Genomic DNA, 22,130 nt, shown 5'->3' on the forward strand with positions numbered 1-22,130 from the left:
AGAGTTTACTGTAGCTGGTGGTGTTGTTAAATACGACAATGACAAGACTACTGGACCAACGGCAGTGGCAGCCTTTGTGGGTCAGGACGGTAAAATTACTACCACTGATAAAGAGATTGTGAACTACTTTGCCCATGCAAATGGCGCAGTAACAAATGGTACTGGCTCAATTATTTACCAGACTGCTGATGGGAAGATGACGACTGAAGCGAAAACCAAATCTGTAGCGACTGAGGATCCGCTGAAAGCGCTGGATAATGCTTTGGCTAAAGTTGACGCTCTGCGTTCAGACCTGGGTGCGGTACAGAACCGTTTCGATTCTACCATCACTAACCTGGGCAACACTGTTAACAACCTGACTTCTGCCCGTAGCCGTATCGAAGATGCTGATTACGCGACCGAAGTATCTAACATGTCTCGTGCACAGATCCTGCAACAAGCGGGTACTTCTGTTCTGGCACAAGCAAACCAGACGACCCAGAACGTACTGTCTCTGCTGCGTTAATATAGTTTATAGTACTAAGCCCCGTGATTGCGGGGCTTTTTTGTTTAATGTGCTAAAACTGGTTCTAAGGTACAACAGTTATGAATGACATCTCATATGGTCGAGAAGCGGAAAAATGGCCTCGGGAATATTCTATGCTTGCTCGCAGGATACAATTTCTACGCTTCAATGATTATCCTGTAAAGTTGGTAAGCGGCAACGGGCAATCAATAATCGGTTATATTTCAAAGTTTAATCAGAAAGAAAATATGATCTTGGCATCTGATGAAGCTAAGGGAAGCAATAGGATTGAGGTAAAACTTGAGTTTCTCGCATCACTCGAAGAATTGCCGATTGGCGAAAGTTTAACCGCAAGACTTATTGCTGCTGATGTTTTTAATGTTCAGCCATGTGACCCAACAAGGAAAGACTTTTTCTCTATCTGCAATAAGTGCTTTAAACAAGGGGTGGGTATAAAAGTACATATGCTAGATGGGCGTATTCTGATAGGGGAAACAACTGGCGTTAATGCTTGTCAAGTCGGAATGATTAGACCTAATGGCAACCATATGCAGATCATGTTTGACTGGGTTAGCAGAATAACCTCCTCAGATTACTCTGATTAAACCTTCATATTATCAGTTGGTTATCAATATTTTCAAAAGGATATTTGGTCAAGAGAATGAGTAACTAATTCAATAAATATGGAGCCGTTTAGCTGATCTTATATCTTGTTTTGTTTTCAACATGACGTTACGAAAGGAGGCCGCTAGATGCAGCCCCTGAGATGGGTCATCGGAAATCTTTCATTCTGAATTTGTACGTTACATCGTCAGAGTCCGCGTGTAACTCTTTCACTGTGAGTTCGTTATCTCGAACCATAAACACCACATTAAATTCAACATTACCAGTGCCCCGCCAACGGTTAGAACTTTGACTTGACTCTTTCCAAATCACGTTGTTATCAGATAATTTACAGTCGAATGAAAAACGCTGGTTATCCGAAGGGCGGATGTATGAAACAGTAAACACTCCAGCCGTTTTCGTTTTGGCTACTTGAGTTTTACCCACATTCTTACCAAACATACCTGCAATTGCTGCCTTACAGACTTGAGATTGAGTGAATGGTGTAGTTGATACTGGCATAAGGTTCACCGACGCAGCTTTCTTTACCTTTGCAGTTTCAGGCGCAACAAATGGCTGGCTTGTTGGGGCATCGTTGCTAGCTACATCATTCGAGTAATAGGAGTTCCCCGTATTCTCGCTACCTCCGCCACTACATCCTTTATAAATCGCGCTTGCGATGAAACCTAAAAAAATGAATCCTCTCACGGGAGACTGATATGGTTTTTTAACACCACAACCTGGACACACTTTCGCTTCTGAAGAAACCTTCTGCCCACACTCTCTGCAAGACCTCATTGCCATGATACAAGTCCTTAATCATTAACTTCGACGGTATACCGCCCGCCTTTGTCCTTAATTATGTACTGATATACGTCATCGCAGAACACAGTGACTGAGCCACCAAAAGCAGCAGGGAAGACACCATTCACTTTGTCACATTGATAACCAGCATTACGAATAACAGCCTGGCTTTCTGATTTCAGTTCAGGCGATCCATCACTCGCCAGCACGCAATTGGACATGCTAACCCCCAGAAATACCGCAACAATCTTTTTCATAACAGCCTCATTAGTTGAGTAAAGTTTGTGAACCATAGGCAAACACATGGATGTTATTAAATTACTTTAATCGATCGATTCTATAAAATTGATCGGTAAAATTGATCAACATGGTTACTATAATCGTCTAAGGAGATTGAAGATTGCTAAGTAGTCGTGATTGGTGAAAAACGAACATTGAGGGGTTAAGGATGAAAGGTTCTGTATTGATGTTTTGCAGTTTGTTGTTGCCGTTTAACGCCAGCGCGGGTCGAATAACGATGAGTAACCCAGATCAATCGACGATGGAAAATGGTCGGACTCTCTGTGTTTATAGCAATAGCATTTACACGTTTACCTATATCACGAAGTCGAAACATTGCCCGTACAGCAAAAGCTTCGACACGGCTGATAGCGAGTAAATTTCAGGACTATCGTTGTGATACAAAGTGGGATACAGTCTGTGATACAAGACAACACAAACGCCACAGATGCCTGACGTATGGTTGATTTTTCCTGACTTATCGGTCAGCTTCACTCTTTATAAAACCCCGCTTCGGCGGGGTTTTTGCTTTCTGAGTAGGTTGTCATGCCTGATGGCGCTGCGCTTATCAGGCCTACTGGGTGTATGGAACGGGTTTTGTAGGCTGGATAAGGTGGTTACGCCGCCATCCGGCAAATGTTTTCCTGATAGCGTTGCGATAGATTCACCACAAATCCGACGTTTATTTCCCACTCATCTAACCTTTATTTCGTTCTTATTAATGTTCCTGACTTCTTTTATAAGAGGAAATGTCTCTCGGGATATTTCTTGTTTTGTGATGCACAACACAAAACGCTATGCGATACGTTTTTATCGAGAATAATCACGCGCAATCGATCGCCATCACAAAATTAGTTGCTGACAAAGTGCGCAAAATTAGTGTTAATATAATGTTGCATATGATGACGGTTTGTTTTTATTGGTTTAAATATTGATAAATGTAATGTTTTTTTACAAACAAACAAGGCAAAAAAATGTGATGCATGGCGTTATTTAAACACCATAAACGATAAAATATAATTATATTTGATAAATTACTTATTAAATTTAAACGCATTTTTTACCGGTAATTACTCTGTAATTGATTGAAATATAGCCTTTCATGGTTCGAAGAAATAACAGATAAAATGATGTCGTTATAGCCATAAAAAATCGTTATCCCCCCATCTTTTTTTGATTAAAGTCAGGGTTAAGTGAGATCGATATTTTCTATCTATATGATTAATAAGCAATTATCAATTTAATAATAATCTTACAAAACGTAATGGAAGGGGATTTGTGAGTGGTCGCACATATCCTCGTTTGCTTAATTTGGTACACTTCCTGCCGTCAACAAAGTTATTAGAGCAGGACGATATGAATACTATTTCTCTCCCTAAAACACAGCACTTAGTGGTCTTTCAGGAAGTCATTAGAAGTGGTTCTATCGGTTCGGCTGCAAAAGAATTAGGTTTAACTCAACCAGCGGTCAGCAAAATCATTAATGATGTTGAGGCTTATTTTGGTATTGAGTTAGTGGTGCGTAAAAATACCGGTGTTACTTTGACTCAGGCAGGCCAGGTGATGCTCTCATGGTCTGAATCCATTACTCGTGAAATGAAAAACATGGTTGATGAGATGAACAGCATGACGAGTAACGCGGTGGTTGATGTGTCGTTTGGCTTTCCTTCACTGATCGCCTTCACCATCATGTCCGGCATGATTAAAAAATTTAAAGAGGTGTTTCCGAAGGCGCAGGTTTCCATGTATGAAGCGCAGCTCTCCTCGTTCTTACCCGCGCTTCGTGATGGGCGCCTCGACTTCGCTATCGGTACGCTGAGTGATGAGATGAAACTACAGGATCTCCATGTTGAGCCGCTCTTTGAGTCAGACTTTATACTGGTCGCCAGCAAGTCCCGAACATGCACCGGCATCACCTCGCTGAGCGCGTTGAAAAACGAACAGTGGGTGTTGCCACAAACGAATATGGGATACTACCGCGAACTTCTAACTACGTTACAAAATAATGGCATCAGCAGTGAAAACATCGTTAATACTGACTCCGTCGTCACCATTTATAATCTTGTTCTCAATGCTGATTTCTTAACTGTAATTCCCTGTGATATGACCACACCGTTTGGCTCAAACCAGTTTATTACTATCCCGGTACAAGAGACGTTACCCGTCGCGCGTTATGCCGCCGTGTGGTCGAAAAATTATCGAATTAAAAAAGCAGCATCTATTTTGGTGGAATTAGCCAAAGAATATTCATCATATAATTGTCGAAGACGAAGGCAATTAATTGAAGTTGATTAAAGATTGAATTTGTTTTAACACGGACTCAACGCCATCTGTCTATATCTGACAATGGTTACGGCTATCTATTTAATTTAATACCCAGGTAAGAGGTTCTAATGCACATTACATACGATCTCCCAGTTGCAATTGAAGATATCCTCGAAGCGAAAAAAAGACTGGCGGGGAAAATATATAAAACGGGAATGCCTCGCTCTAACTATTTTAGTGAACGTTGCAAAGGGGAAATTTTCCTCAAGTTTGAAAATATGCAGCGTACCGGTTCATTTAAAATCCGCGGCGCTTTTAACAAGCTCAGTTCATTAACCGAAGCGGAAAGATGTAAAGGCGTGGTGGCTTGCTCTGCAGGGAACCATGCGCAAGGGGTTTCTCTCTCCTGCGCCATGCTCGGAATTGACGGCAAAGTGGTGATGCCGAAAGGCGCGCCGAAGTCTAAAGTGGCGGCAACCTGCGATTATTCCGCGGAAGTTGTGCTGCACGGTGATAACTTCAACGACACTATCGCGAAGGTTAGCGAGATTGTGGAAACGGAAGGCCGTATCTTTATTCCGCCCTATGATGACCCGAAAGTGATTGCCGGTCAGGGCACTATTGGTCTGGAAATTCTGGAAGATCTGTACGATGTCGATAACGTGATTGTGCCAATTGGCGGCGGCGGACTGATTGCAGGTATTGCGGTGGCAATTAAATCTATTAACCCGACCATTAAAATTATTGGCGTACAGTCTGAAAACGTTCACGGCATGGCGGCTTCTTTCCGCGCTGGAGAAATAACCACGCACCGAACGACCGGCACCCTGGCGGATGGTTGTGACGTCTCTCGCCCGGGTACTTTAACGTATGAAATCGTTCGTGAGTTGGTGGATGACATTGTCCTGGTCAGCGAAGATGAAATTCGCAACAGCATGGTGGCATTAATTCAGCGAAATAAAGTTGTGACTGAAGGTGCCGGTGCGCTGGCATGCGCAGCATTATTAAGCGGGAAATTAGATAGCTATATCCAGAACAGAAAAACAGTCAGCATTATTTCTGGCGGTAATATCGATCTTTCTCGTGTATCTCAAATTACTGGTTTAGTTGACGCTTAATATACTTCGTTGAGGATAGGATATGAGTACTACTGATAGCATTGTATCCAGCCAGACAAAGCAGTCGTCCTGGCGCAAATCGGACACCACCTGGACACTGGGTTTATTTGGTACAGCCATCGGCGCAGGGGTGCTGTTCTTCCCTATCCGCGCAGGTTTTGGCGGACTGATCCCCATTCTGATCATGCTGGTGTTAGCATACCCCATCGCTTTCTATTGCCACCGTGCGCTGGCACGCCTGTGTCTTTCCGGTTCTAACCCTTCCGGTAACATCACAGAAACGGTTGAAGAACACTTTGGTAAAACGGGCGGCGTGGTTATCACGTTCCTCTACTTCTTTGCGATTTGTCCGCTGCTGTGGATTTATGGCGTCACCATTACCAACACCTTTATGACCTTCTGGGAAAACCAGCTGCAGATGCCAGCATTGAACCGTGGCTTCGTGGCGCTGTTCCTGTTGTTGCTGATGGCATTCGTCATCTGGTTTGGTAAAGATCTGATGGTTAAAGTGATGAGCTACCTGGTATGGCCGTTCATTGCCAGCCTGGTGCTTATCTCTCTGTCGCTGATTCCTTACTGGAACTCTGCGGTTATCGATCAGGTGGATATCAGCAATATCGCCCTGACTGGCCATGACGGCATCCTGGTTACCGTATGGCTGGGTATTTCCATCATGGTGTTCTCTTTCAACTTCTCGCCAATCGTTTCTTCTTTCGTAGTCTCTAAACGCGAAGAGTATGAGAAAGATTACGGTCGCGAATTCACCGAGCAGAAATGTTCTAAAATCATCTCCCGCGCCAGTATGCTGATGGTTGCGGTAGTAATGTTCTTCGCCTTTAGCTGCCTGTTCACGCTCTCTCCGGCAAACATGGCGGATGCGAAAGCGCAAAACATTCCAGTGCTGTCTTACCTGGCGAACCACTTCGCTTCACTGTCCGGTACGAAGTCTACCTTCGCCACCATTCTGGAATACGGTGCTTCAATCATCGCCCTGGTTGCTATCTTCAAATCTTTCTTCGGCCACTATCTGGGGACGTTGGAAGGTCTGAACGGTCTGGTGCTGAAGTTTGGTTACAAAGGCGATAAAACCAAAGTTTCCATGGGCAAGCTCAACACCATCAGCATGATCTTCATCATGGGTTCCACCTGGGTTGTGGCATACGCCAACCCGAACATCCTGGACCTGATTGAAGCAATGGGCGCGCCGATTATTGCCTCTCTGCTCTGCCTGCTGCCGATGTATGCCATCCGTAAAGCGCCATCACTGGCGAAATACCGTGGCCGTCTGGATAACGTGTTTGTTACCGTGATTGGTCTGCTGACCATCCTGAACATTGTCTACAAACTGTTTTAATCCTTAAGCTCAGGATGAGCGGAGTAGTGAAATGAATGAGTTTCCGGTAGTACTGGTTATTAACTGTGGTTCATCTTCCATTAAATTCTCAGTGCTCGATGCAGCAAACTGCGAAGTTTTAATGGCGGGAATTGCAGACGGTATTAACTCTGAAAATGCGTTCATAGCAATTAATGGAGGAGAGCCAGCGAAGCTGGCTCACCACAGCTACGAAGACGCATTAAAAGCGATTGCCGTTGAACTGGAAAAACGTAATTTAATGGACAGTGTGGCCTTAATTGGCCACCGCATTGCCCACGGCGGAAATATCTTTACCGAATCAGCAATTATTACTGAGGAAGTTATCGACAATATTCGCCGGGTATCGCCATTAGCACCGCTACATAATTATGCGAACCTGAGCGGGATTGAATCTGCTCAGCACCTTTTCCCAGGCGTGCAGCAGGTCGCGGTATTTGATACCAGCTTCCACCAGACGATGGCCCCAGAAGCCTATCTGTACGGTTTACCGTGGAAATATTTTGAGGAGTTAGGCGTTCGTCGTTACGGTTTCCACGGCACGTCGCATCGCTATGTTTCGCAACGAGCGCATGAACTTCTGGATCTGCAGAATGATGATTCTGGTCTGGTTGTGGCGCATCTGGGCAACGGCGCGTCTATCTGTGCGGTACGTAACGGGCAGAGCGTTGATACCTCGATGGGCATGACGCCGCTGGAAGGGCTGATGATGGGCACACGCAGCGGCGACGTGGATTTCGGCGCGATGGCGTGGATTGCCGCTGAAACCAACCAGACGCTCGGCGACCTTGAGCGCGTAGTGAATAAAGAGTCCGGTTTGCTGGGTATTTCCGGTCTGTCCTCTGACTTACGTACGTTAGAAAAAGCCTGGCACGAAGGACATGAGCGCGCGCAATTGGCGATTAAAACGTTTGTGCATCGTATTGCGCGTCACATCGCCGGACATGCCGCATCGCTGCATCGTCTTGATGGCATTATTTTCACCGGCGGAATCGGTGAGAACTCAGTATTAATTCGCCGTTTGGTTATCGAGCATTTGGCCGTTTTAGGTGTAAATATCGATAGCGAGATGAATAGTCTGCCAAATTCCCATGGCGAAAGAATTATCTCTAATAAGGATGCTCGTGTTATTTGTGCGGTGATTCCCACAAATGAAGAGAAAATGATTGCTCGTGATGCCATTGCGTTAGGCAAAATTAATATCCCAGTAGCATTTGCATAATTAATTTTCAGCAGAGAGATTATTTTTCATGAAGGTAAATATCGATACCAGCGATATGCTGTATGCCGAAGCCTGGAATGGCTTTAAAGGTACGGACTGGAAAGAAGAAATTAATGTCCGTGATTTTATTCAGCACAACTACACGCCTTATGAAGGGGATGAATCTTTCCTCGCCGAAGCAACGCCAGCAACTACGGCGTTGTGGGAAAAAGTTATGGCGGGCATCCGTATTGAAAACTCGACCCATGCGCCGGTTGATTTCGATACCAATATTGCCACCACGATAACCGCGCATGACGCCGGTTATATTGAACAAGAACTGGAAAAAATCGTCGGTCTGCAAACGGATGCGCCGCTCAAGCGCGCCCTGCATCCGTTTGGCGGCATCAACATGATCAAAAGCTCTTTTGATGCTTATGGTCGTGAGATGGATGCTAATTTTGAATACCTGTTTACTGACCTGCGTAAGACCCACAACCAGGGCGTATTCGATGCCTACTCTCCGGATATGCTGCGCTGCCGTAAATCCGGCGTACTGACCGGTCTGCCGGACGGCTATGGTCGTGGCCGCATCATCGGTGACTACCGCCGCGTTGCGCTGTACGGTATCCGCTACCTGGTGCGTGAGCGTGAACTGCAGTTTGCCGATCTTCAGTCGAATCTGGAGTGGGGGCAGAATCTTGAAGCCACGATTCGTCTGCGTGAAGAACTGTCAGAACACCGTCGCGCTCTGCTGCAAATGCAGGAAATGGCAGCGAAATACGGCTGCGATATCTCTCGTCCGGCACGTAATGCACAGGAAGCGGTGCAGTGGGTCTACTTTGCTTACCTGGCTGCGGTGAAATCGCAGAACGGCGGCGCTATGTCGCTGGGCCGTACCGCTTCGTTCCTCGACATCTACATTGAGCGCGACTTCAAAGCGGGAATTTTAAACGAGCAGCAGGCGCAGGAGCTGATCGACCACTTCATTATGAAGATCCGTATGGTGCGCTTCCTGCGTACGCCGGAATTCGACACCCTGTTCTCTGGCGACCCTATCTGGGCGACCGAAGTCATCGGTGGTATGGGGCTGGATGGTCGTACGCTGGTGACCAAAAACTCGTTCCGCTACCTGCATACGCTACACACCATGGGGCCGGCGCCTGAGCCGAACCTGACGGTACTGTGGTCCGAGCAGCTACCGATTGCCTTCAAAAAATATGCCGCTCAGGTGTCCATCATCACCTCGTCTTTACAGTACGAAAACGATGATCTGATGCGTACTGACTTTAACAGCGATGACTATGCCATTGCCTGCTGTGTCAGCCCGATGGTTATCGGCAAGCAAATGCAGTTCTTCGGTGCGCGCGCCAACCTCGCCAAAACGTTGCTGTACGCAATCAACGGCGGTGTGGATGAGAAACTAAAAATCCAGGTCGGACCGAAAACTGCGCCGCTGATGGATGACGTGTTGGATTACGACACGGTGATGGAGAGCCTGGACCACTTTATGGACTGGCTGGCCGTGCAGTACATCAGCGCGTTGAACATCATCCACTACATGCACGACAAGTACAGCTATGAAGCTTCGCTGATGGCGCTGCACGATCGTGATGTTTATCGCACGATGGCCTGTGGAATGGCGGGGCTGTCCGTGGCGGCGGATTCGCTGTCGGCTATCAAATACGCCCGCGTGAAACCGATTCGTGATGAAAACGGTCTGGCGATCGATTTTGAAATCGAAGGCGACTATCCGCAATACGGTAACAACGACGAGCGCGTAGACAGCATTGCCTGCGACCTGGTCGAACGCTTTATGAAAAAAATTAAGGTGTTGCCAACCTACCGTAACGCGGTGCCGACGCAGTCCATTCTGACCATCACCTCCAACGTGGTGTACGGCCAGAAAACAGGTAACACGCCGGATGGACGTCGCGCAGGTACGCCGTTTGCGCCAGGGGCAAACCCGATGCACGGCCGCGATCGCAAAGGTGCGGTGGCGTCGTTAACCTCGGTCGCCAAACTGCCGTTTACCTATGCCAAAGACGGTATTTCGTACACCTTCTCCATTGTGCCGGCTGCGCTGGGCAAAGAAGATAGCGTGCGTAAAACCAACCTGGTCGGGCTGCTGGATGGTTACTTCCACCATGAAGCGCATGTGGAAGGTGGGCAGCATCTGAACGTTAACGTTATGAACCGTGAAATGTTGATGGATGCCATTGAGCACCCGGAAAACTATCCGAACCTGACGATCCGCGTGTCTGGTTATGCGGTGCGCTTCAACGCGCTGACCCGCGAACAGCAGCAGGACGTTATTTCACGTACTTTCACCCAGGCGCTGTAACGCCGGAGGGGTTATGAGAAAAGTTATTGCAACCGAATGTGCGCCAGGGGCGATTGGACCTTACGTACAGGGTGTGGATCTGGGCAGTATGGTGTTGACCTCAGGTCAGATTCCGGTGTGTCCACAGACCGGTGAAGTGGCAGAAAACGTGGCCGATCAGGCGCGTCAAAGCCTGGAAAACGTGAAAGCGATTGTCGAGTCCGCCGGTTTGAAGGTGAGCGATATCGTCAAGACCACCGTTTTCGTTTCTGACCTGAACGACTTCGCCACCATTAACCAGGTGTACCAGCAGTTTTTTGATGAGCACAAGGCAATCTACCCTACGCGCAGCTGCGTACAGGTCGCCCGCTTACCAAAGGATGTGAAGCTGGAGATTGAAGCCATCGCCGTGCGTGGCGATACGCTGTAATCCCTTGCGGGGCGATCGCAGGATCGCCCCGATCCTTAATGAGTGTGAAACCTGGTCTTCACTGAACGGCAATCCGAGGGTGTGGATATGATTAGCGCATTCGATATTTTCAAGATTGGCATTGGACCTTCCAGCTCCCATACCGTGGGGCCAATGAACGCAGGTAAAAGCTTTATCGATCTGTTGGTCAGCAGCGGGGAACTCTTCAGGACCACGCATATCGTGGTCGATCTTTATGGATCGCTCTCTCTGACCGGCAAAGGTCATGCGACAGACGTCGCCATCATGATGGGACTGGCCGGTAACAGTCCGCAAAACGTTAATATAGATTCAATCCCTGGTTTTACTCAGGAAGTGGCCCGTACCGGACGTTTGCCGGTTGCTCAGGGTACGCATATTGTCGATTTCTCCCCAGACGAAAATATTCTCTTTCATAGCGAAACGCTGCCGCGCCATGAAAATGGTATGCGTATTACCGCGTGGCATGGTAACGAGACACTGTTAAGTAAAACCTATTACTCCATCGGCGGCGGTTTTATCGTCGAAGAGGAGCAATTTGGTCAGGTGCATGACGTTGAAACACCCGTACCCTACAATTTTCATTCCGCCAGCGAACTGCTGAAGCTGTGCGAGCGCAACGGGCTGTCTGTTTCCGGCCTGATGATGCAAAACGAACTGGCGATGCGCAGCAAAGAGGAAATCGATGCTGGTTTTGCCGCCATCTGGGACGTCATGCACGCCGGGATTGAGCGCGGCATGAACACCGAAGGCGTCCTGCCGGGCCCGCTGAACGTCCCGCGTCGCGCCGTGGCGCTGCGGCGACTGTTGGTTTCCAGTGATAATCTGTCCAGTGACCCGATGAACGTGATCGACTGGATCAACATGTTCGCGCTGGCCGTGAGCGAAGAAAACGCCGCCGGGTGTCGGGTTGTTACCGCGCCAACCAACGGCGCATGCGGGATAATTCCCGCCGTGCTGGCCTATTACGACAAATTCCGCCGTCCGGTGAATGCGAACTCGATTGCCCGATATTTGCTGGCAGCAGGAGCGATAGGCGCGCTGTATAAGATGAATGCCTCTATTTCTGGTGCCGAAGTGGGCTGTCAGGGAGAGATTGGCGTAGCCTGTTCCATGGCGGCAGCCGGGCTGACGGAGTTGCTTGGCGGTAGCCCTGCGCAGGTATGCATTGCGGCGGAAATCGCCATGGAGCATAACCTGGGGCTGACCTGCGACCCGGTCGCCGGACAGGTGCAAATACCGTGCATCGAACGCAACGCGATCAACGCGGTAAAAGCCGTTAACGCCGCGCGTATGGCGTTACGTCGGACGTCTGAGCCACGCGTTTCGCTCGATAAAGTGATCGAGACCATGTACGAAACGGGCAAAGATATGAATGACAAGTACCGTGAAACTTCGCGCGGTGGCCTGGCGATTAAAGTGGTTTGTACCTGAGATGAAAGGGTGCGTTTGTAGGCCGGATAAGGCGTAAGCTCCGCCATCCGGCAATGAGTCCATCAATTTGGCATGATAGAAAAGGTGCACTTTAGTGTAATTTCGCTCAGTTAAGCATGTATGGAGAACATGTGATTCTTACTCAGGGTTCCGTTCACCTCAGCGCTGTCATTTTTCTGAAACGCAGTTACCCGTGAACGTGCAAGGGAGGCTCACCGCCGCCTCCCTTGCATCCCAGGCTCCCGGCGGGAAAATCGTCGCTGCGCGAGCTATTCGTCTTATTCCGTCTGCCTGTCGGGTCGGGGCCGAGCCTGCATCCCTGCAGGCCGTCCCCTCTGCCCGCATCCCTGCGGGCAGTCCCGGTCAGCCGTCAACGCCTCATCGATTTTCAGCCGGACCGGGGTCATCGCTTCAACGCTCTGACTTCCAGTTAAATCTGTTTTGCTGTTTTAACAAAAAACGCAGAAGGTGAGGTGTTAACTGATCAGCATTAGCACTTTAGTGCGCATTTTTTTGTTGTGATCTGCTTCAAATATAGAATTTAAATCCCACATATGCATATAAAAGAGAAAATATTTCTTAACTTTTAGAAATTACAGGGGTTTGTTTGTGAAGTTTTTCTCTGATCCTGCGCGTATGATTTCTTCATTACTCCAATAGCTCACCTGCACCTTATGTACTGCGTATCGCATTAAGCAGTACGAAAAAAATAAAAAAACCTCTACCTACACATTGAGCGGGAAATTATGGAAACGGCAACGAATAGCAGCGTAATACTCGACGCATCTGCTCCGGCACGTCGGGCGGGAATGACCGAAAGCGAATGGCGCGAAGCCATTAAATTCGACAGTACGGACACCGGCTGGGTCATTATGAGTATCGGTATGGCAATCGGCGCGGGGATTGTTTTTCTTCCCGTCCAGGTAGGACTGATGGGGCTGTGGGTATTCTTACTCTCCTCTATCATCGGCTACCCTGCCATGTATCTGTTCCAGCGTCTGTTTATCAATACGCTGGCTGAATCCCCAGAATGCAAAGACTACCCGAGCGTGATCAGCGGCTACCTGGGTAAAAACTGGGGCATCCTGTTGGGTGCATTGTATTTTGTGATGCTGGTCATCTGGATGTTCGTCTATTCCACCGCCATCACTAACGACAGCGCCTCCTATCTGCACACGTTTGGCGTAACTGAAGGCTTACTGTCCGACAGCCCGTTCTATGGCCTGGTGCTGATTTGCATCCTGGTGGCCATCTCGTCTCGCGGGGAAAAACTGCTGTTTAAAATTTCTACCGGTATGGTACTGACCAAGCTGCTGGTGGTAGCGGCGCTTGGCGTGTCGATGGTAGGGATGTGGCATTTATATAACGTAGGTTCGCTGCCGCCGATGGCGCTGCTGATCAAAAACGCGATTATCACGCTGCCGTTTACGCTGACCTCGATTCTGTTTATTCAGACTCTTAGCCCAATGGTTATCTCATATCGTTCTCGCGAAAAATCCATTGAGGTGGCGCGTCATAAAGCGCTGCGCGCTATGAATATCGCGTTTGGTATTCTGTTCGTTACGGTCTTTTTCTACGCCGTTTCCTTCACGCTGGCGATGGGCCACGACGAAGCGGTTAAAGCCTATGAGCAGAACATTTCCGCTCTGGCGATTGCTGCGCAGTTTATCAGCGGCGATGGTGCTGGTTGGGTGAAAATCGTCAGCGTTATCCTGAACATCTTTGCCGTAATGACTGCCTTCTTCGGCGTCTATTTAGGCTTCCGTGAAGCTACTCAGGGGATCGTGATGAACGTGCTGCGCCGTAAAATGCCAGCCGAGAAAATCAATGAAACCCTGGTGCAGCGCGGCATTATGGTTTTCGCCATTCTGCTGGCCTGGAGCGCAATTGTGCTCAATGCGCCGGTACTGAGCTTCACGTCTATTTGTAGTCCAATCTTCGGCATGGTGGGTTGTCTGATCCCGGCGTGGCTGGTCTACAAAGTTCCTGCACTGCACAAATACAAAGGCGCTTCCCTGTATCTGATTATTATCACGGGCTTGCTGCTGTGCGTTTCTCCGTTCCTGGCATTTTCCTGAGTTATCTGAGCAAAGGTTGTTGTTATGTTTGAGACTACATTGAATCCATTATGGGATAGTTTTATTCGCGCAGTGCAGGAAGAAGTGAAGCCCGCGCTGGGCTGCACGGAACCTATCTCTCTGGCTCTGGCGGCGGCGGTCGCATCGTCTGAGCTGGACGGCGCGGTTGAACGCATTGATGCGTGGGTCTCGCCAAACCTGATGAAAAATGGCCTGGGTGTGACCGTTCCGGGGACTGGCATGGTGGGGTTACCGATTGCCGCCGCGCTGGGCGCGATCGGTGGTAACGCCAAAGCCGGGCTGGAAGTGCTGAAAGACGCTTCGGCTGAGGCGGTGGCGCAGGCCAAAGCGATGCTGAGCGCCGGGAAGGTTACGGTGATGCTGCAAGAGCCTTGCGAAGATATTCTTTTTTCCCGTGCGAAAGTGTACAGCGCTGAAGGATGGGCGTGCGTGACCATTGTTGGCGGCCATACCAACGTTGTGCGCATTGAAACCAACACAGGCGTGGTGTTCGCGACAGAAGAGAGCACTCAGGAAGAGGAGCAGGAATCACCGCTGGCGGTGCTGTCTCACACGTCGCTGGAAGAGATTCTGGCGTTTGTGAATGCGGTGCCGTTTGCGTCAATCCGCTTTATTCTCGATGCGGCAAAACTGAACGGGGCGTTGTCTCAGGAAGGGCTGCGCGGTAACTGGGGTTTGCACATCGGAACCACGCTTGAGAAGCAGTGCGCGCGAGGCCTGCTGGCAGACGATCTATCTACCGCCATTCTGATCCGTACCAGTGCGGCATCGGATGCGCGAATGGGCGGGGCGACGCTGCCAGCGATGAGTAATTCCGGCTCCGGTAATCAGGGTATTACCGCCACTGTTCCGGTGATGGTGGTTGCTGAGCACTTTGGCGCGGATGAGGAAAAACTGGCGCGTGCGCTGATGCTGTCTCACCTGAGCGCAATCTACATCCATCATCAGCTTCCACGTTTGTCCGCACTGTGTGCGGCAACCACGGCGGCGATGGGCGCTGCGGCGGGTATGGCATGGATTGTCGATGGGCGCTACAACACCATAGCGATGGCGATCAGCAGCATGATTGGCGACGTGAGCGGAATGATTTGCGATGGCGCCTCAAACAGCTGCGCGATGAAAGTCTCAACCAGCGCATCTGCGGCGTGGAAAGCGGTGCTGATGGCTCTGGACGATACTGCTGTAACGGGTAACGAAGGGATTGTGGCGCATAATGTGGAGCAATCTATCACTAACCTGTGCGCACTGGCGTGTCGGTCAATGCAGGAAACCGACAAGCAGATCATTGAGATCATGGCCAGTAAAGCGCATTAATCTGTAGGCTGGGTAAGGCGCAGCCGCTACCCGGCATCAGCCTGAGCCGCCTTTTCAGGCGGCTTCTTCGTCTTCGAGCCGTAGCTCGGCATCGGCCACAATCGCTTCCAGTTCTGTCAGCATTTCTTCATAACCGAAAGTCGCCGTGTCCTGTTTTTGCGGCTCAACCTGCGGCTGGCGTTTTTTTGTTTTTTTCTTGCTCAATAGTCGTACTCCATTGTTTTCCATGACTATACGGGCAAATCTATCAGCAAAGCACGTAGCGGGGTATCGGCGACTAACGTTATGTTAGTTTCGTCACGAATAAATGCGCCATCGCCGCAGGTGAGGGCTTCTTTTTCGGCTCCAGCCGTCACCGCATGGAATCTGCCGTGGATCGACTGGAGATAAGCGCGAGGCCCATGTAACTGAAAACTGAGCGATTCGCCTTGTTGCAGCTCAACATGATGCACCCAAACCTGTTGGCGCAGATGCAGGCTGCCTTGCTCACCGTCCGGCGAGGCCAGCAGTTGATGCTTACCGGCACTCAGCATGGCTTTCTGCACGCAGGCATTTTCACGCTGCGGGCAGGCATCCAGCCAGAGCTGCATTCTGGTTAACGGCTTATCTTTGCTGATATTGTGTTCGCTATAGCTGATCCCGGGCTGTGTCGCGAGCAATAGCACTTCGCCCGCTTTAGCCTGGATATGGTTGCCTTCGCTGTCGCGGTACTCAGCTTCCCCTTCGAGGATCAGGTTGACGATATCTACCTTCGGATAGGTACGTGGCTGGAAAGAGGCCCCCGGTGCCAGAACTTCCTGGTTCAGAACTCGCAGCGAGGCATAACCCAGCAGTTTAGGATCAAAATAGTGTCCAAAGGAGAAGGTATAACGGGCCTGCAGCCAGCCGTAGTCTGCCTGTCCGCATTGTTTGGCTGTACGGGTAGTAATCATAGTTCTTGACCTCTCTTTACTTCCTTTTATGTTAAATGGCTAGACGCTGCATTGTTAGCCAGATATTCTGCCTGGTATGTTCAAATTTCCTGAATGAGAACGAGATGGCCAAAGAAAGGGCTTTAACGCTTGAAGCGTTACGCGTCATGGACGCAATAGACAGACGCGGTAGCTTTGCCGCCGCGGCAGATGAACTGGGGCGGGTTCCTTCAGCCCTCAGCTATACCATGCAGAAGCTGGAGGAAGAGCTGGACGTCGTCTTGTTTGACCGTTCAGGTCACCGCACAAAATTCACCAACGTCGGGCGTATGCTGCTGGAGCGTGGACGCGTCCTGCTGGAAGCTGCGGATAAGCTGACTACCGATGCCGAAGCGCTGGCGCGTGGGTGGGAAACGCATCTGACCATCGTGACCGAAGCGTTGGTGCCGACGGCGGCGTTTTTCCCGCTGATCGACAGGCTTGCCGGGAAGGCCAATACCCAGCTTTCCGTTATCACTGAAGTTCTGGCCGGGGCGTGGGAGCGTCTGGAGCAAGGGAGAGCGGATATCGTGATTGCGCCGGATATGCATTTTCGCTCATCTTCCGAAATCAACTCGCGCAAGCTGTACTCGTTGATGAACGTGTATGTGGCGGCACCGGATCATCCTATCCATCAGGAGCCGGAACCATTATCGGAAGTCACCCGCGTGAAATACCGTGGTATCGCGGTTGCAGATACCGCCCGTGAACGTCCGGTGTTGACCGTGCAACTGTTGGATAAACAACCTCGTCTGACGGTGAGTTCGATAGAAGATAAACGTCAGGCGCTGTTAGCCGGACTGGGTGTGGCGACGATGCCTTACCCGCTGGTGGAAGAGGATATTGCGGCTGGTCGGTTGCGGGTAGTAAGCCCTGAGTCGACAAGTGAAATTGATATCATTATGGCCTGGCGGCGAGACAGTATGGGTGAGGCGAAATCCTGGTGTCTGCGGGAAATCCCCAAACTGTTTGTGGGTAAATAGCCGGACTGTTACGCCGGATGCGGTGCGAAGCACCTTATCCGGCCTGGAAGACGGAGTATGTTGTAGGCCTGATAAGCGCAGCGCCATCAGGCATCTACATATGCTACGTCAGGATAACTGTTTGGGATCGGGCCCGAAGCGGTTACTCCCCTGAGTCCCGTTTTGACAGTTGAAAATGATGATAATCAACCAGCCAACGATCGGGATCAGCAGCACCAGCAGCCACCAGGCTGAACGATCGGTGTCATGCAAACGCCTGAACTGTACCGCCCACCAGGGGATAAACACCAGAACCCCATAAATCGTTGTTAGTATGCCTTCCCCTCCGGCGCGTTCCCAACCAAGCATTCTGTCCAGGATACCCAGCACGAACGTGAAGATGATGTTGACCAGCACAAACATCCAGTATTCTTTACGACGTGCGCGACCACCAAAACCAAAGTAATTCTTTAATACGTTTAAATACCAATCCATTTTTGCCTCGTTCTGCATTCAATTACTTGTTTTTAAAGTAATCAAATTAAGAATAGCCGTGAATGAAATGATGGTAAATATTTGATGTGTTAATTATTTGGCCCGCTGATGGGTAATACTTATCAGTGAACGCCTTAGTTTCAGAAACTATCGCCTGTATGGTAGAAGTGATGAATATGCGCTCTCAGAGAAAGGGTTCCGTTCACCTTATGTTCATCGTTTCTCTGAGACATCGATTCCTGTGAACGTGTAAAGGGCGTTCTCCGCCACGCCCTTTACCCGGCACGGAAAATTGCCACTTCGTGGAATATTCGCCCCATCCCTGGGGCTCACCCCTTCGGGGCCAGCGTAAGCTCTGTTCAAAATTGCTCCCGGCAATTTTGTCCTCCGCTTATTCCTTCAGGCTTTCGGGCCGGGCGCGATGACGCGTCCTTGCAAAGCGCGCCCTGAACCCGCATCCCTGCGGGTTCTCCCGGCCTTACGGAAACACGTCGGCAATTTTCAGCCGGACCAGCCACACCTGACCATCTGTATTTTTATTTGAATATATCTGAACAGCAAAACAGATTTTACTGGAAGTCAGAGCGTTGAAGCGATGACCCATGTCCGGCTGAAAATCGATGAGGCGTTGACGGCTGACCGGGTCTGCCCGCAGGGGTGCGGGCAGAGGGGACGGCCTGCAGGGATGCAGGCTCGGCCCCGACCCGACAGGCAGACGGCATAAAACGAATGAATCGCGCAGCGACGATTTTCCCGCCGGGAGCCAGGGTTGCAAGGGAGGCGGCGGTGAGCCTCCCTTGCACGTTCACGGGTAACGGCGTTTCAAAGAAATGACACCGCTGAGGTGAACGGAACCCTGAGCAAAAATCACATGTTCGCCATACATGCTTAACTAATCGGCATTACCCCAAAGTAGACCCGTGTAAATCATGCGAAACGCTCGTCACGCCCGTGGGGTTCGTTAAGGTCCTGCCACGGCCCAACAGAAATAATACCAGTCGGGTTAATGGTTTTATGGCTACGGAAGTAGTGATTACGGATGTGATCGAAATTGACGGTTTCCGCAATGCCCGGTATCTGGTAGATGTCGCGCAGGAAACCGTACAGGTTCAGATAGTCGCTAATCCGGTGTTTGTCGCACTTGAAATGGGTCACATACACGGGATCAAAACGTACCAGTGTGGTCCACAGGCGAATATCTGCTTCTGTTAACTGGTTGCCGGTCAGGTAGCGATGCTGCCCCAGGATTTGCTCCAGTCGCGCCAGGGATTGGAAGACTTTTTCCACGGCGTCGTCGTACGCTTCCTGGCTGGTGGCAAATCCGGCTTTGTACACACCGTTATTGACGTTGTCATAAATCCAGCCATTCAGCTCGTCGATTTGACTTTGCAGGGCTGGCGGATAGTAATCCCCAGCTTTTGCGCCCAAAGCATCAAAAGCGGTGTTAAACATGCGGATGATCTCCGCAGATTCGTTGCTGACAATGGTGTGATTTTTTTTATCCCACAGCACCGGGACGGTTACCCTACCGCTGTAATGCGGATCGGCGTGCAGATAGAGCTGGTAAAGAAACTCGTGTTGATACAGCGTATCGCCGATTGCAGCCGGGAAGGTATCGTCAAAGGTCCAGCCGTTTTCCAGCATCAGCGGATGTACAACGGAGACGGAAATAAACGGTTCCAGCCCTTTGAGCTTACGCAAAATCAGCGTACGGTGCGCCCACGGACAGGCCAGAGAAACGTAGAGATGATAGCGGTCTTTTTCGGCAGCGAATCCCCCTTCGCCCGTTGGACCCGGTGCGCCATCCGCGGTGAGCCAGTTGCGGTAAGCCGATGCTGAACGTTGAAATTTTCCCCCGGTTGATTTGGTATCATACCAGGTGTCATGCCATACGCCGTCAATCAGTTGTCCCATTTTATCGCCTCCTCAGATAGCAAAAGCGAGGAGATGTCCCCTCGCTTTTTGGTGTGTTCAGTATAGCTCGCTTACCACTTTTTATTCAGAACGCGGTCGATGCTGAATGCGCCCGGACCAGTGATAGCCAGCAGCAGGAAACCGCCTGCGATGGTCAGGTTTTTCATGAACATCAGAGAGTTCACGCCTTCCGCAAAGTTGCTGTGGAAGATAAATGCTGTCAGCAGCGTGAAGCCTGCGGTGAACAGCGCGGTAGTACGGGTCAGGAAGCCGAACAGGATTGCCAGACCACCGCCAAACTCAAGCAGGATGACCAGCGGCAACATAAAACCAGGCACGCCCATGGCTTCCATATACTGTTGGGTACCCGCATATCCGGTGATTTTGCCCCAGCCTGCGGAAATAAACAGGATTGGCATCAGAATGCGCGCTACCAGTACACCAACATCTTCTAATTTATTCATCATTCACTCCAGGAAACCACTCAGGCGGCTTATTTTGTTTTGTGTGCAACGACGCTGCAGAGCGCGTCGTTGCTGTCGATGGAGAGAATCATAAACGTGCTTAATGACAATTGTTAGCAAGGAAAACTGTCAAATTTTTTCAAAAATTTTGAGGTTAGGGGGAGTGAGAGGGATTAGCCGCGCAGTTGCTGCTGTCTGATGGTCGCTTTAACCAGACGCCAGATGCTCCAGACGCTAAAACCGCGCTTAGCCCAGCGTACCAGCAGATTAGGATTACGAATGGTACGAACTGCCATGATACTGCTACCCACTAACACCCAGCCACGTAGGTTCAACAGCGTTTTCCAGCCACGATCGTAGACTTCGGTGGCCTCCAGCCAGTCGCGGCGAGTAGCAGACAGATCCAGCCGTTGCTGCTGGATCTGTCCAAGCAGTTGCGCCTTACGTTGTTGACGTTCGACTTTACTGCTCATTATGCATCATCCTCCAGGGCCTGCCTGTCGTTTGCGAGTTCGTGGCGCGTATGGCGTAGCAGCGTTGTTTCGCGCGCTTTACGCAGAGTCCATATCCCGCCAATAAGCGCCATAACCAACAGCACAACGGTGGTGGCAATCATTGCGTTCAGGCGATATTGCGGATCAATGGCCCAGATGATAAGCACCATCAGGCTCATCAGCCCAAACGCCGCGAACAGCATGGTCAGCCCAAGCATCAGCAGGATCTGGATGAGATTTGATTTTTCCTCTTCCAGTTCCACGACGGCCAGCCGCAACCGCGTTTCTACGATCTCAACGAGAATCGTCAGGATCCGCTGTCCAATACCCAGTACGCTTTTGCCTGGACCTTGTGCGTGTTGAGAGTCAGCCATTGTTAACGGCGCGACAGCAGTACACCAAGCACCACACCGACTGCAGCGCCAATCCCGACGCCAGTCCATGGGTTTTCGCGTACATAGTTATCGGCTTTGGCCGCGGCTTCACGGGTCTGTTTGGCAATCACATCGCTGGTTTCACTCAGGCGATGACGGCTCTCCCGCAGGGCGTGTTCGGCTTTGCTGCGAATTTTACTCATCTCTTCCTTCGACTTATCGCCAGAGGAGCTAAGTACTTCTTCAAGCGTATCCGCAAGAGATTTCAGCTCAGCGCGCAGGTTGTCCGTAGCATTATCTTTCGACATAGTTTTCTCCAGTTGAGTGGGTAGTTACCGTACTTAGTAATCGCGTGATTCGAGTTCTTTCAGCTCATTCTGAGCTTCGGCAAGCTTACGTTCGCGTTTGGCAATTTTATCCGCATCGCCTTTTTGCTTCGCCTCGGCTAAATCATCTTGACGCTCGGCTATCTCATCTTTCTGCTCTGCGATTTTTTTCTGATGGTCGGCGCGCAGTTTGCTGTCAGTACAGTTAGCCCGAACCTCGCTAAGCGCTTTGTTCAGACCATTGATGCGGTTCTGATTGTTGTGCTTTTCGGCATAGCTAATCTCCCGCTGAATATCCTGTTCTTTTTCCTGACAGAGGGTGGTGGCGTAACTGCCGGCACTGAGAGCGAAAAGGCTAATAGCCAAAGCGATGCGGTATTTCATTC

General features: G+C 50.1%; 24 protein-coding genes. 13 read left to right on the plus strand and 11 right to left on the minus strand.

Annotated elements, in window-relative coordinates; genetic code table 11:
• Positions 1–505 (plus strand): flagellin (locus tag FDX04_RS07180; protein WP_256372416.1); only part of this gene is annotated, 505 nt, incomplete at its 5' end.
• An 80-nt stretch (positions 506–585) separates the two neighbouring features.
• Positions 586–1,110 (plus strand): phase 1 flagellin transcriptional repressor, encoded by a 525-nt coding sequence (locus FDX04_RS07185; RefSeq protein WP_096282489.1) that lies wholly within the window; start codon positions 586–588, stop codon positions 1,108–1,110.
• Between the two features lie 166 nt (positions 1,111–1,276).
• Here FDX04_RS07185 and FDX04_RS24415 read toward each other — a convergent pair whose 3' ends face one another.
• Positions 1,277–1,912, minus strand: coding sequence for a zinc ribbon domain-containing protein (locus FDX04_RS24415; RefSeq protein ID WP_243759838.1), 636 nt, complete (start codon positions 1,910–1,912; stop codon positions 1,277–1,279).
• An 11-nt stretch (positions 1,913–1,923) separates the two neighbouring features.
• Positions 1,924–2,169 carry a hypothetical protein gene (locus FDX04_RS07195; RefSeq protein ID WP_057687788.1) on the minus strand — a complete coding sequence of 82 codons (246 nt, stop codon included), beginning with the start codon at positions 2,167–2,169 and terminating at the stop codon, positions 1,924–1,926.
• 191 nt (positions 2,170–2,360) lie between these two features.
• Here FDX04_RS07195 and FDX04_RS24420 point away from each other — a divergent pair, with 191 nt between their 5' ends.
• From FDX04_RS24420 to FDX04_RS07250, 10 genes are all read left to right on the plus strand, one after another.
• Complete coding sequence (locus FDX04_RS24420; protein ID WP_071681678.1) at positions 2,361–2,570, plus strand: hypothetical protein; 210 nt, start codon at positions 2,361–2,363, stop codon at positions 2,568–2,570.
• Between the two features lie 977 nt (positions 2,571–3,547).
• Positions 3,548–4,486, plus strand: a complete 939-nt coding sequence (tdcA, locus tag FDX04_RS07205) for a transcriptional regulator TdcA (protein WP_042311194.1) — start codon at positions 3,548–3,550, stop codon at positions 4,484–4,486.
• A gap of 98 nt (positions 4,487–4,584) precedes the next feature.
• Positions 4,585–5,574 carry a bifunctional threonine ammonia-lyase/L-serine ammonia-lyase TdcB gene (gene tdcB, locus FDX04_RS07210; protein ID WP_042311192.1) on the plus strand — a complete coding sequence of 330 codons (990 nt, stop codon included), beginning with the start codon at positions 4,585–4,587 and terminating at the stop codon, positions 5,572–5,574.
• Positions 5,575–5,596: 22 nt separating this feature from the next.
• Positions 5,597–6,928, plus strand: a complete 1,332-nt coding sequence (gene tdcC / locus FDX04_RS07215) for a threonine/serine transporter TdcC (protein WP_006687934.1) — start codon at positions 5,597–5,599, stop codon at positions 6,926–6,928.
• 31 nt (positions 6,929–6,959) lie between these two features.
• Positions 6,960–8,168 (plus strand): propionate kinase, encoded by a 1,209-nt coding sequence (gene tdcD, locus FDX04_RS07220; RefSeq protein WP_038634108.1) that lies wholly within the window; start codon positions 6,960–6,962, stop codon positions 8,166–8,168.
• Between the two features lie 28 nt (positions 8,169–8,196).
• The gene (gene tdcE, locus FDX04_RS07225) at positions 8,197–10,491 is read left to right on the plus strand and encodes a 2-ketobutyrate formate-lyase/pyruvate formate-lyase (RefSeq protein WP_137360665.1); all 2,295 of its coding nucleotides are present in this window, start codon (positions 8,197–8,199) and stop codon (positions 10,489–10,491) included.
• 13 nt (positions 10,492–10,504) lie between these two features.
• On the plus strand, positions 10,505–10,900 hold the full coding sequence (locus FDX04_RS07230; protein ID WP_003828585.1) for an enamine/imine deaminase: 396 nt from the start codon (positions 10,505–10,507) through the stop codon (positions 10,898–10,900).
• Positions 10,901–10,987: 87 nt separating this feature from the next.
• Positions 10,988–12,352 (plus strand): L-serine ammonia-lyase, encoded by a 1,365-nt coding sequence (gene tdcG / locus FDX04_RS07235; RefSeq protein WP_042311189.1) that lies wholly within the window; start codon positions 10,988–10,990, stop codon positions 12,350–12,352.
• Positions 12,353–13,098: 746 nt separating this feature from the next.
• Entirely contained in the window at positions 13,099–14,430 is a 1,332-nt protein-coding gene (locus tag FDX04_RS07245; RefSeq protein WP_038634097.1) for an amino acid permease, read from the plus strand.
• A 24-nt stretch (positions 14,431–14,454) separates the two neighbouring features.
• Positions 14,455–15,765, plus strand: a complete 1,311-nt coding sequence (locus FDX04_RS07250) for a serine dehydratase subunit alpha family protein (protein ID WP_137370691.1) — start codon at positions 14,455–14,457, stop codon at positions 15,763–15,765.
• 54 nt (positions 15,766–15,819) lie between these two features.
• Here the strand turns inward: FDX04_RS07250 and FDX04_RS24135 are convergent, their stop codons facing one another.
• Both FDX04_RS24135 and FDX04_RS07255 read right to left on the minus strand, forming a co-directional pair.
• Entirely contained in the window at positions 15,820–15,969 is a 150-nt protein-coding gene (locus FDX04_RS24135) for a hypothetical protein (protein WP_165406919.1), read from the minus strand.
• Positions 15,970–15,995: 26 nt separating this feature from the next.
• The gene (locus FDX04_RS07255; RefSeq protein WP_042311142.1) at positions 15,996–16,697 is read right to left on the minus strand and encodes a pirin family protein; all 702 of its coding nucleotides are present in this window, start codon (positions 16,695–16,697) and stop codon (positions 15,996–15,998) included.
• A gap of 104 nt (positions 16,698–16,801) precedes the next feature.
• Between FDX04_RS07255 and yhaJ the strand changes: the two genes are divergently transcribed.
• A complete protein-coding gene (gene yhaJ, locus FDX04_RS07260; protein ID WP_042311140.1) occupies positions 16,802–17,698 on the plus strand; it encodes a DNA-binding transcriptional regulator YhaJ in 897 nt (298 codons plus the stop codon).
• A 108-nt stretch (positions 17,699–17,806) separates the two neighbouring features.
• Here the strand turns inward: yhaJ and FDX04_RS07265 are convergent, their stop codons facing one another.
• The 7 genes from FDX04_RS07265 to FDX04_RS07300 all read right to left on the minus strand — a co-directional run bounded on the left by FDX04_RS07265 (position 17,807) and on the right by FDX04_RS07300 (position 22,128).
• Positions 17,807–18,172, minus strand: coding sequence for a DUF805 domain-containing protein (locus FDX04_RS07265; RefSeq protein ID WP_038642883.1), 366 nt, complete (start codon positions 18,170–18,172; stop codon positions 17,807–17,809).
• A 927-nt stretch (positions 18,173–19,099) separates the two neighbouring features.
• A complete protein-coding gene (gene yqjG / locus FDX04_RS07275; protein WP_137370692.1) occupies positions 19,100–20,086 on the minus strand; it encodes a glutathionyl-hydroquinone reductase YqjG in 987 nt (328 codons plus the stop codon).
• 71 nt (positions 20,087–20,157) lie between these two features.
• Positions 20,158–20,550, minus strand: coding sequence for a DoxX family protein (locus FDX04_RS07280; RefSeq protein ID WP_137360706.1), 393 nt, complete (start codon positions 20,548–20,550; stop codon positions 20,158–20,160).
• A 173-nt stretch (positions 20,551–20,723) separates the two neighbouring features.
• Positions 20,724–21,023, minus strand: coding sequence for a YqjK-like family protein (locus tag FDX04_RS07285; RefSeq protein WP_038634085.1), 300 nt, complete (start codon positions 21,021–21,023; stop codon positions 20,724–20,726).
• Complete coding sequence (locus FDX04_RS07290) at positions 21,023–21,418, minus strand: phage holin family protein (protein WP_137360669.1); 396 nt, start codon at positions 21,416–21,418, stop codon at positions 21,023–21,025. The genes FDX04_RS07285 and FDX04_RS07290 overlap by 1 nt, the downstream gene beginning before the upstream one ends.
• 2 nt (positions 21,419–21,420) lie before the next feature.
• Positions 21,421–21,726, minus strand: a complete 306-nt coding sequence (locus FDX04_RS07295) for a YqjD family protein (protein WP_006687949.1) — start codon at positions 21,724–21,726, stop codon at positions 21,421–21,423.
• Between the two features lie 33 nt (positions 21,727–21,759).
• The gene (locus FDX04_RS07300; RefSeq protein WP_038634079.1) at positions 21,760–22,128 is read right to left on the minus strand and encodes a DUF1090 domain-containing protein; all 369 of its coding nucleotides are present in this window, start codon (positions 22,126–22,128) and stop codon (positions 21,760–21,762) included.
• Positions 22,129–22,130 lie beyond the last annotated feature (2 nt).

Origin of the sequence: Citrobacter sp. wls615 (genome assembly GCF_005281355.1) — a bacterium.
GTDB lineage: Bacteria > Pseudomonadota > Gammaproteobacteria > Enterobacterales > Enterobacteriaceae > Citrobacter > Citrobacter werkmanii.

What these genes read in the sequence shown, in the direction of transcription:
- FDX04_RS07250 (WP_137370691.1), top strand. Translation starts at nt 14,455, where the DNA reads ATGTTTGAGACTACATTGAATCCATTATGGGATAGTTTTATTCGCGCA.
- FDX04_RS07255 (WP_042311142.1), bottom strand. Translation starts at nt 16,697, where the DNA reads ATGATTACTACCCGTACAGCCAAACAATGCGGACAGGCAGACTACGGC.
- FDX04_RS07295 (WP_006687949.1), bottom strand. Translation starts at nt 21,726, where the DNA reads ATGTCGAAAGATAATGCTACGGACAACCTGCGCGCTGAGCTGAAATCT.
- yqjG (WP_137370692.1), bottom strand. Translation starts at nt 20,086, where the DNA reads ATGGGACAACTGATTGACGGCGTATGGCATGACACCTGGTATGATACC.
- FDX04_RS07265 (WP_038642883.1), bottom strand. Translation starts at nt 18,172, where the DNA reads ATGGATTGGTATTTAAACGTATTAAAGAATTACTTTGGTTTTGGTGGT.
- tdcD (WP_038634108.1), top strand. Translation starts at nt 6,960, where the DNA reads ATGAATGAGTTTCCGGTAGTACTGGTTATTAACTGTGGTTCATCTTCC.
- FDX04_RS07280 (WP_137360706.1), bottom strand. Translation starts at nt 20,550, where the DNA reads ATGAATAAATTAGAAGATGTTGGTGTACTGGTAGCGCGCATTCTGATG.
- tdcA (WP_042311194.1), top strand. Translation starts at nt 3,548, where the DNA reads ATGAATACTATTTCTCTCCCTAAAACACAGCACTTAGTGGTCTTTCAG.
- FDX04_RS24420 (WP_071681678.1), top strand. Translation starts at nt 2,361, where the DNA reads ATGAAAGGTTCTGTATTGATGTTTTGCAGTTTGTTGTTGCCGTTTAAC.
- FDX04_RS07285 (WP_038634085.1), bottom strand. Translation starts at nt 21,023, where the DNA reads ATGAGCAGTAAAGTCGAACGTCAACAACGTAAGGCGCAACTGCTTGGA.
- FDX04_RS07290 (WP_137360669.1), bottom strand. Translation starts at nt 21,418, where the DNA reads ATGGCTGACTCTCAACACGCACAAGGTCCAGGCAAAAGCGTACTGGGT.
- FDX04_RS07230 (WP_003828585.1), top strand. Translation starts at nt 10,505, where the DNA reads ATGAGAAAAGTTATTGCAACCGAATGTGCGCCAGGGGCGATTGGACCT.
- tdcC (WP_006687934.1), top strand. Translation starts at nt 5,597, where the DNA reads ATGAGTACTACTGATAGCATTGTATCCAGCCAGACAAAGCAGTCGTCC.
- yhaJ (WP_042311140.1), top strand. Translation starts at nt 16,802, where the DNA reads ATGGCCAAAGAAAGGGCTTTAACGCTTGAAGCGTTACGCGTCATGGAC.
- FDX04_RS07245 (WP_038634097.1), top strand. Translation starts at nt 13,099, where the DNA reads ATGGAAACGGCAACGAATAGCAGCGTAATACTCGACGCATCTGCTCCG.
- tdcB (WP_042311192.1), top strand. Translation starts at nt 4,585, where the DNA reads ATGCACATTACATACGATCTCCCAGTTGCAATTGAAGATATCCTCGAA.
- FDX04_RS24415 (WP_243759838.1), bottom strand. Translation starts at nt 1,912, where the DNA reads ATGGCAATGAGGTCTTGCAGAGAGTGTGGGCAGAAGGTTTCTTCAGAA.
- FDX04_RS07195 (WP_057687788.1), bottom strand. Translation starts at nt 2,169, where the DNA reads ATGAAAAAGATTGTTGCGGTATTTCTGGGGGTTAGCATGTCCAATTGC.
- FDX04_RS07185 (WP_096282489.1), top strand. Translation starts at nt 586, where the DNA reads ATGAATGACATCTCATATGGTCGAGAAGCGGAAAAATGGCCTCGGGAA.
- tdcE (WP_137360665.1), top strand. Translation starts at nt 8,197, where the DNA reads ATGAAGGTAAATATCGATACCAGCGATATGCTGTATGCCGAAGCCTGG.
- FDX04_RS07300 (WP_038634079.1), bottom strand. Translation starts at nt 22,128, where the DNA reads ATGAAATACCGCATCGCTTTGGCTATTAGCCTTTTCGCTCTCAGTGCC.
- tdcG (WP_042311189.1), top strand. Translation starts at nt 10,988, where the DNA reads ATGATTAGCGCATTCGATATTTTCAAGATTGGCATTGGACCTTCCAGC.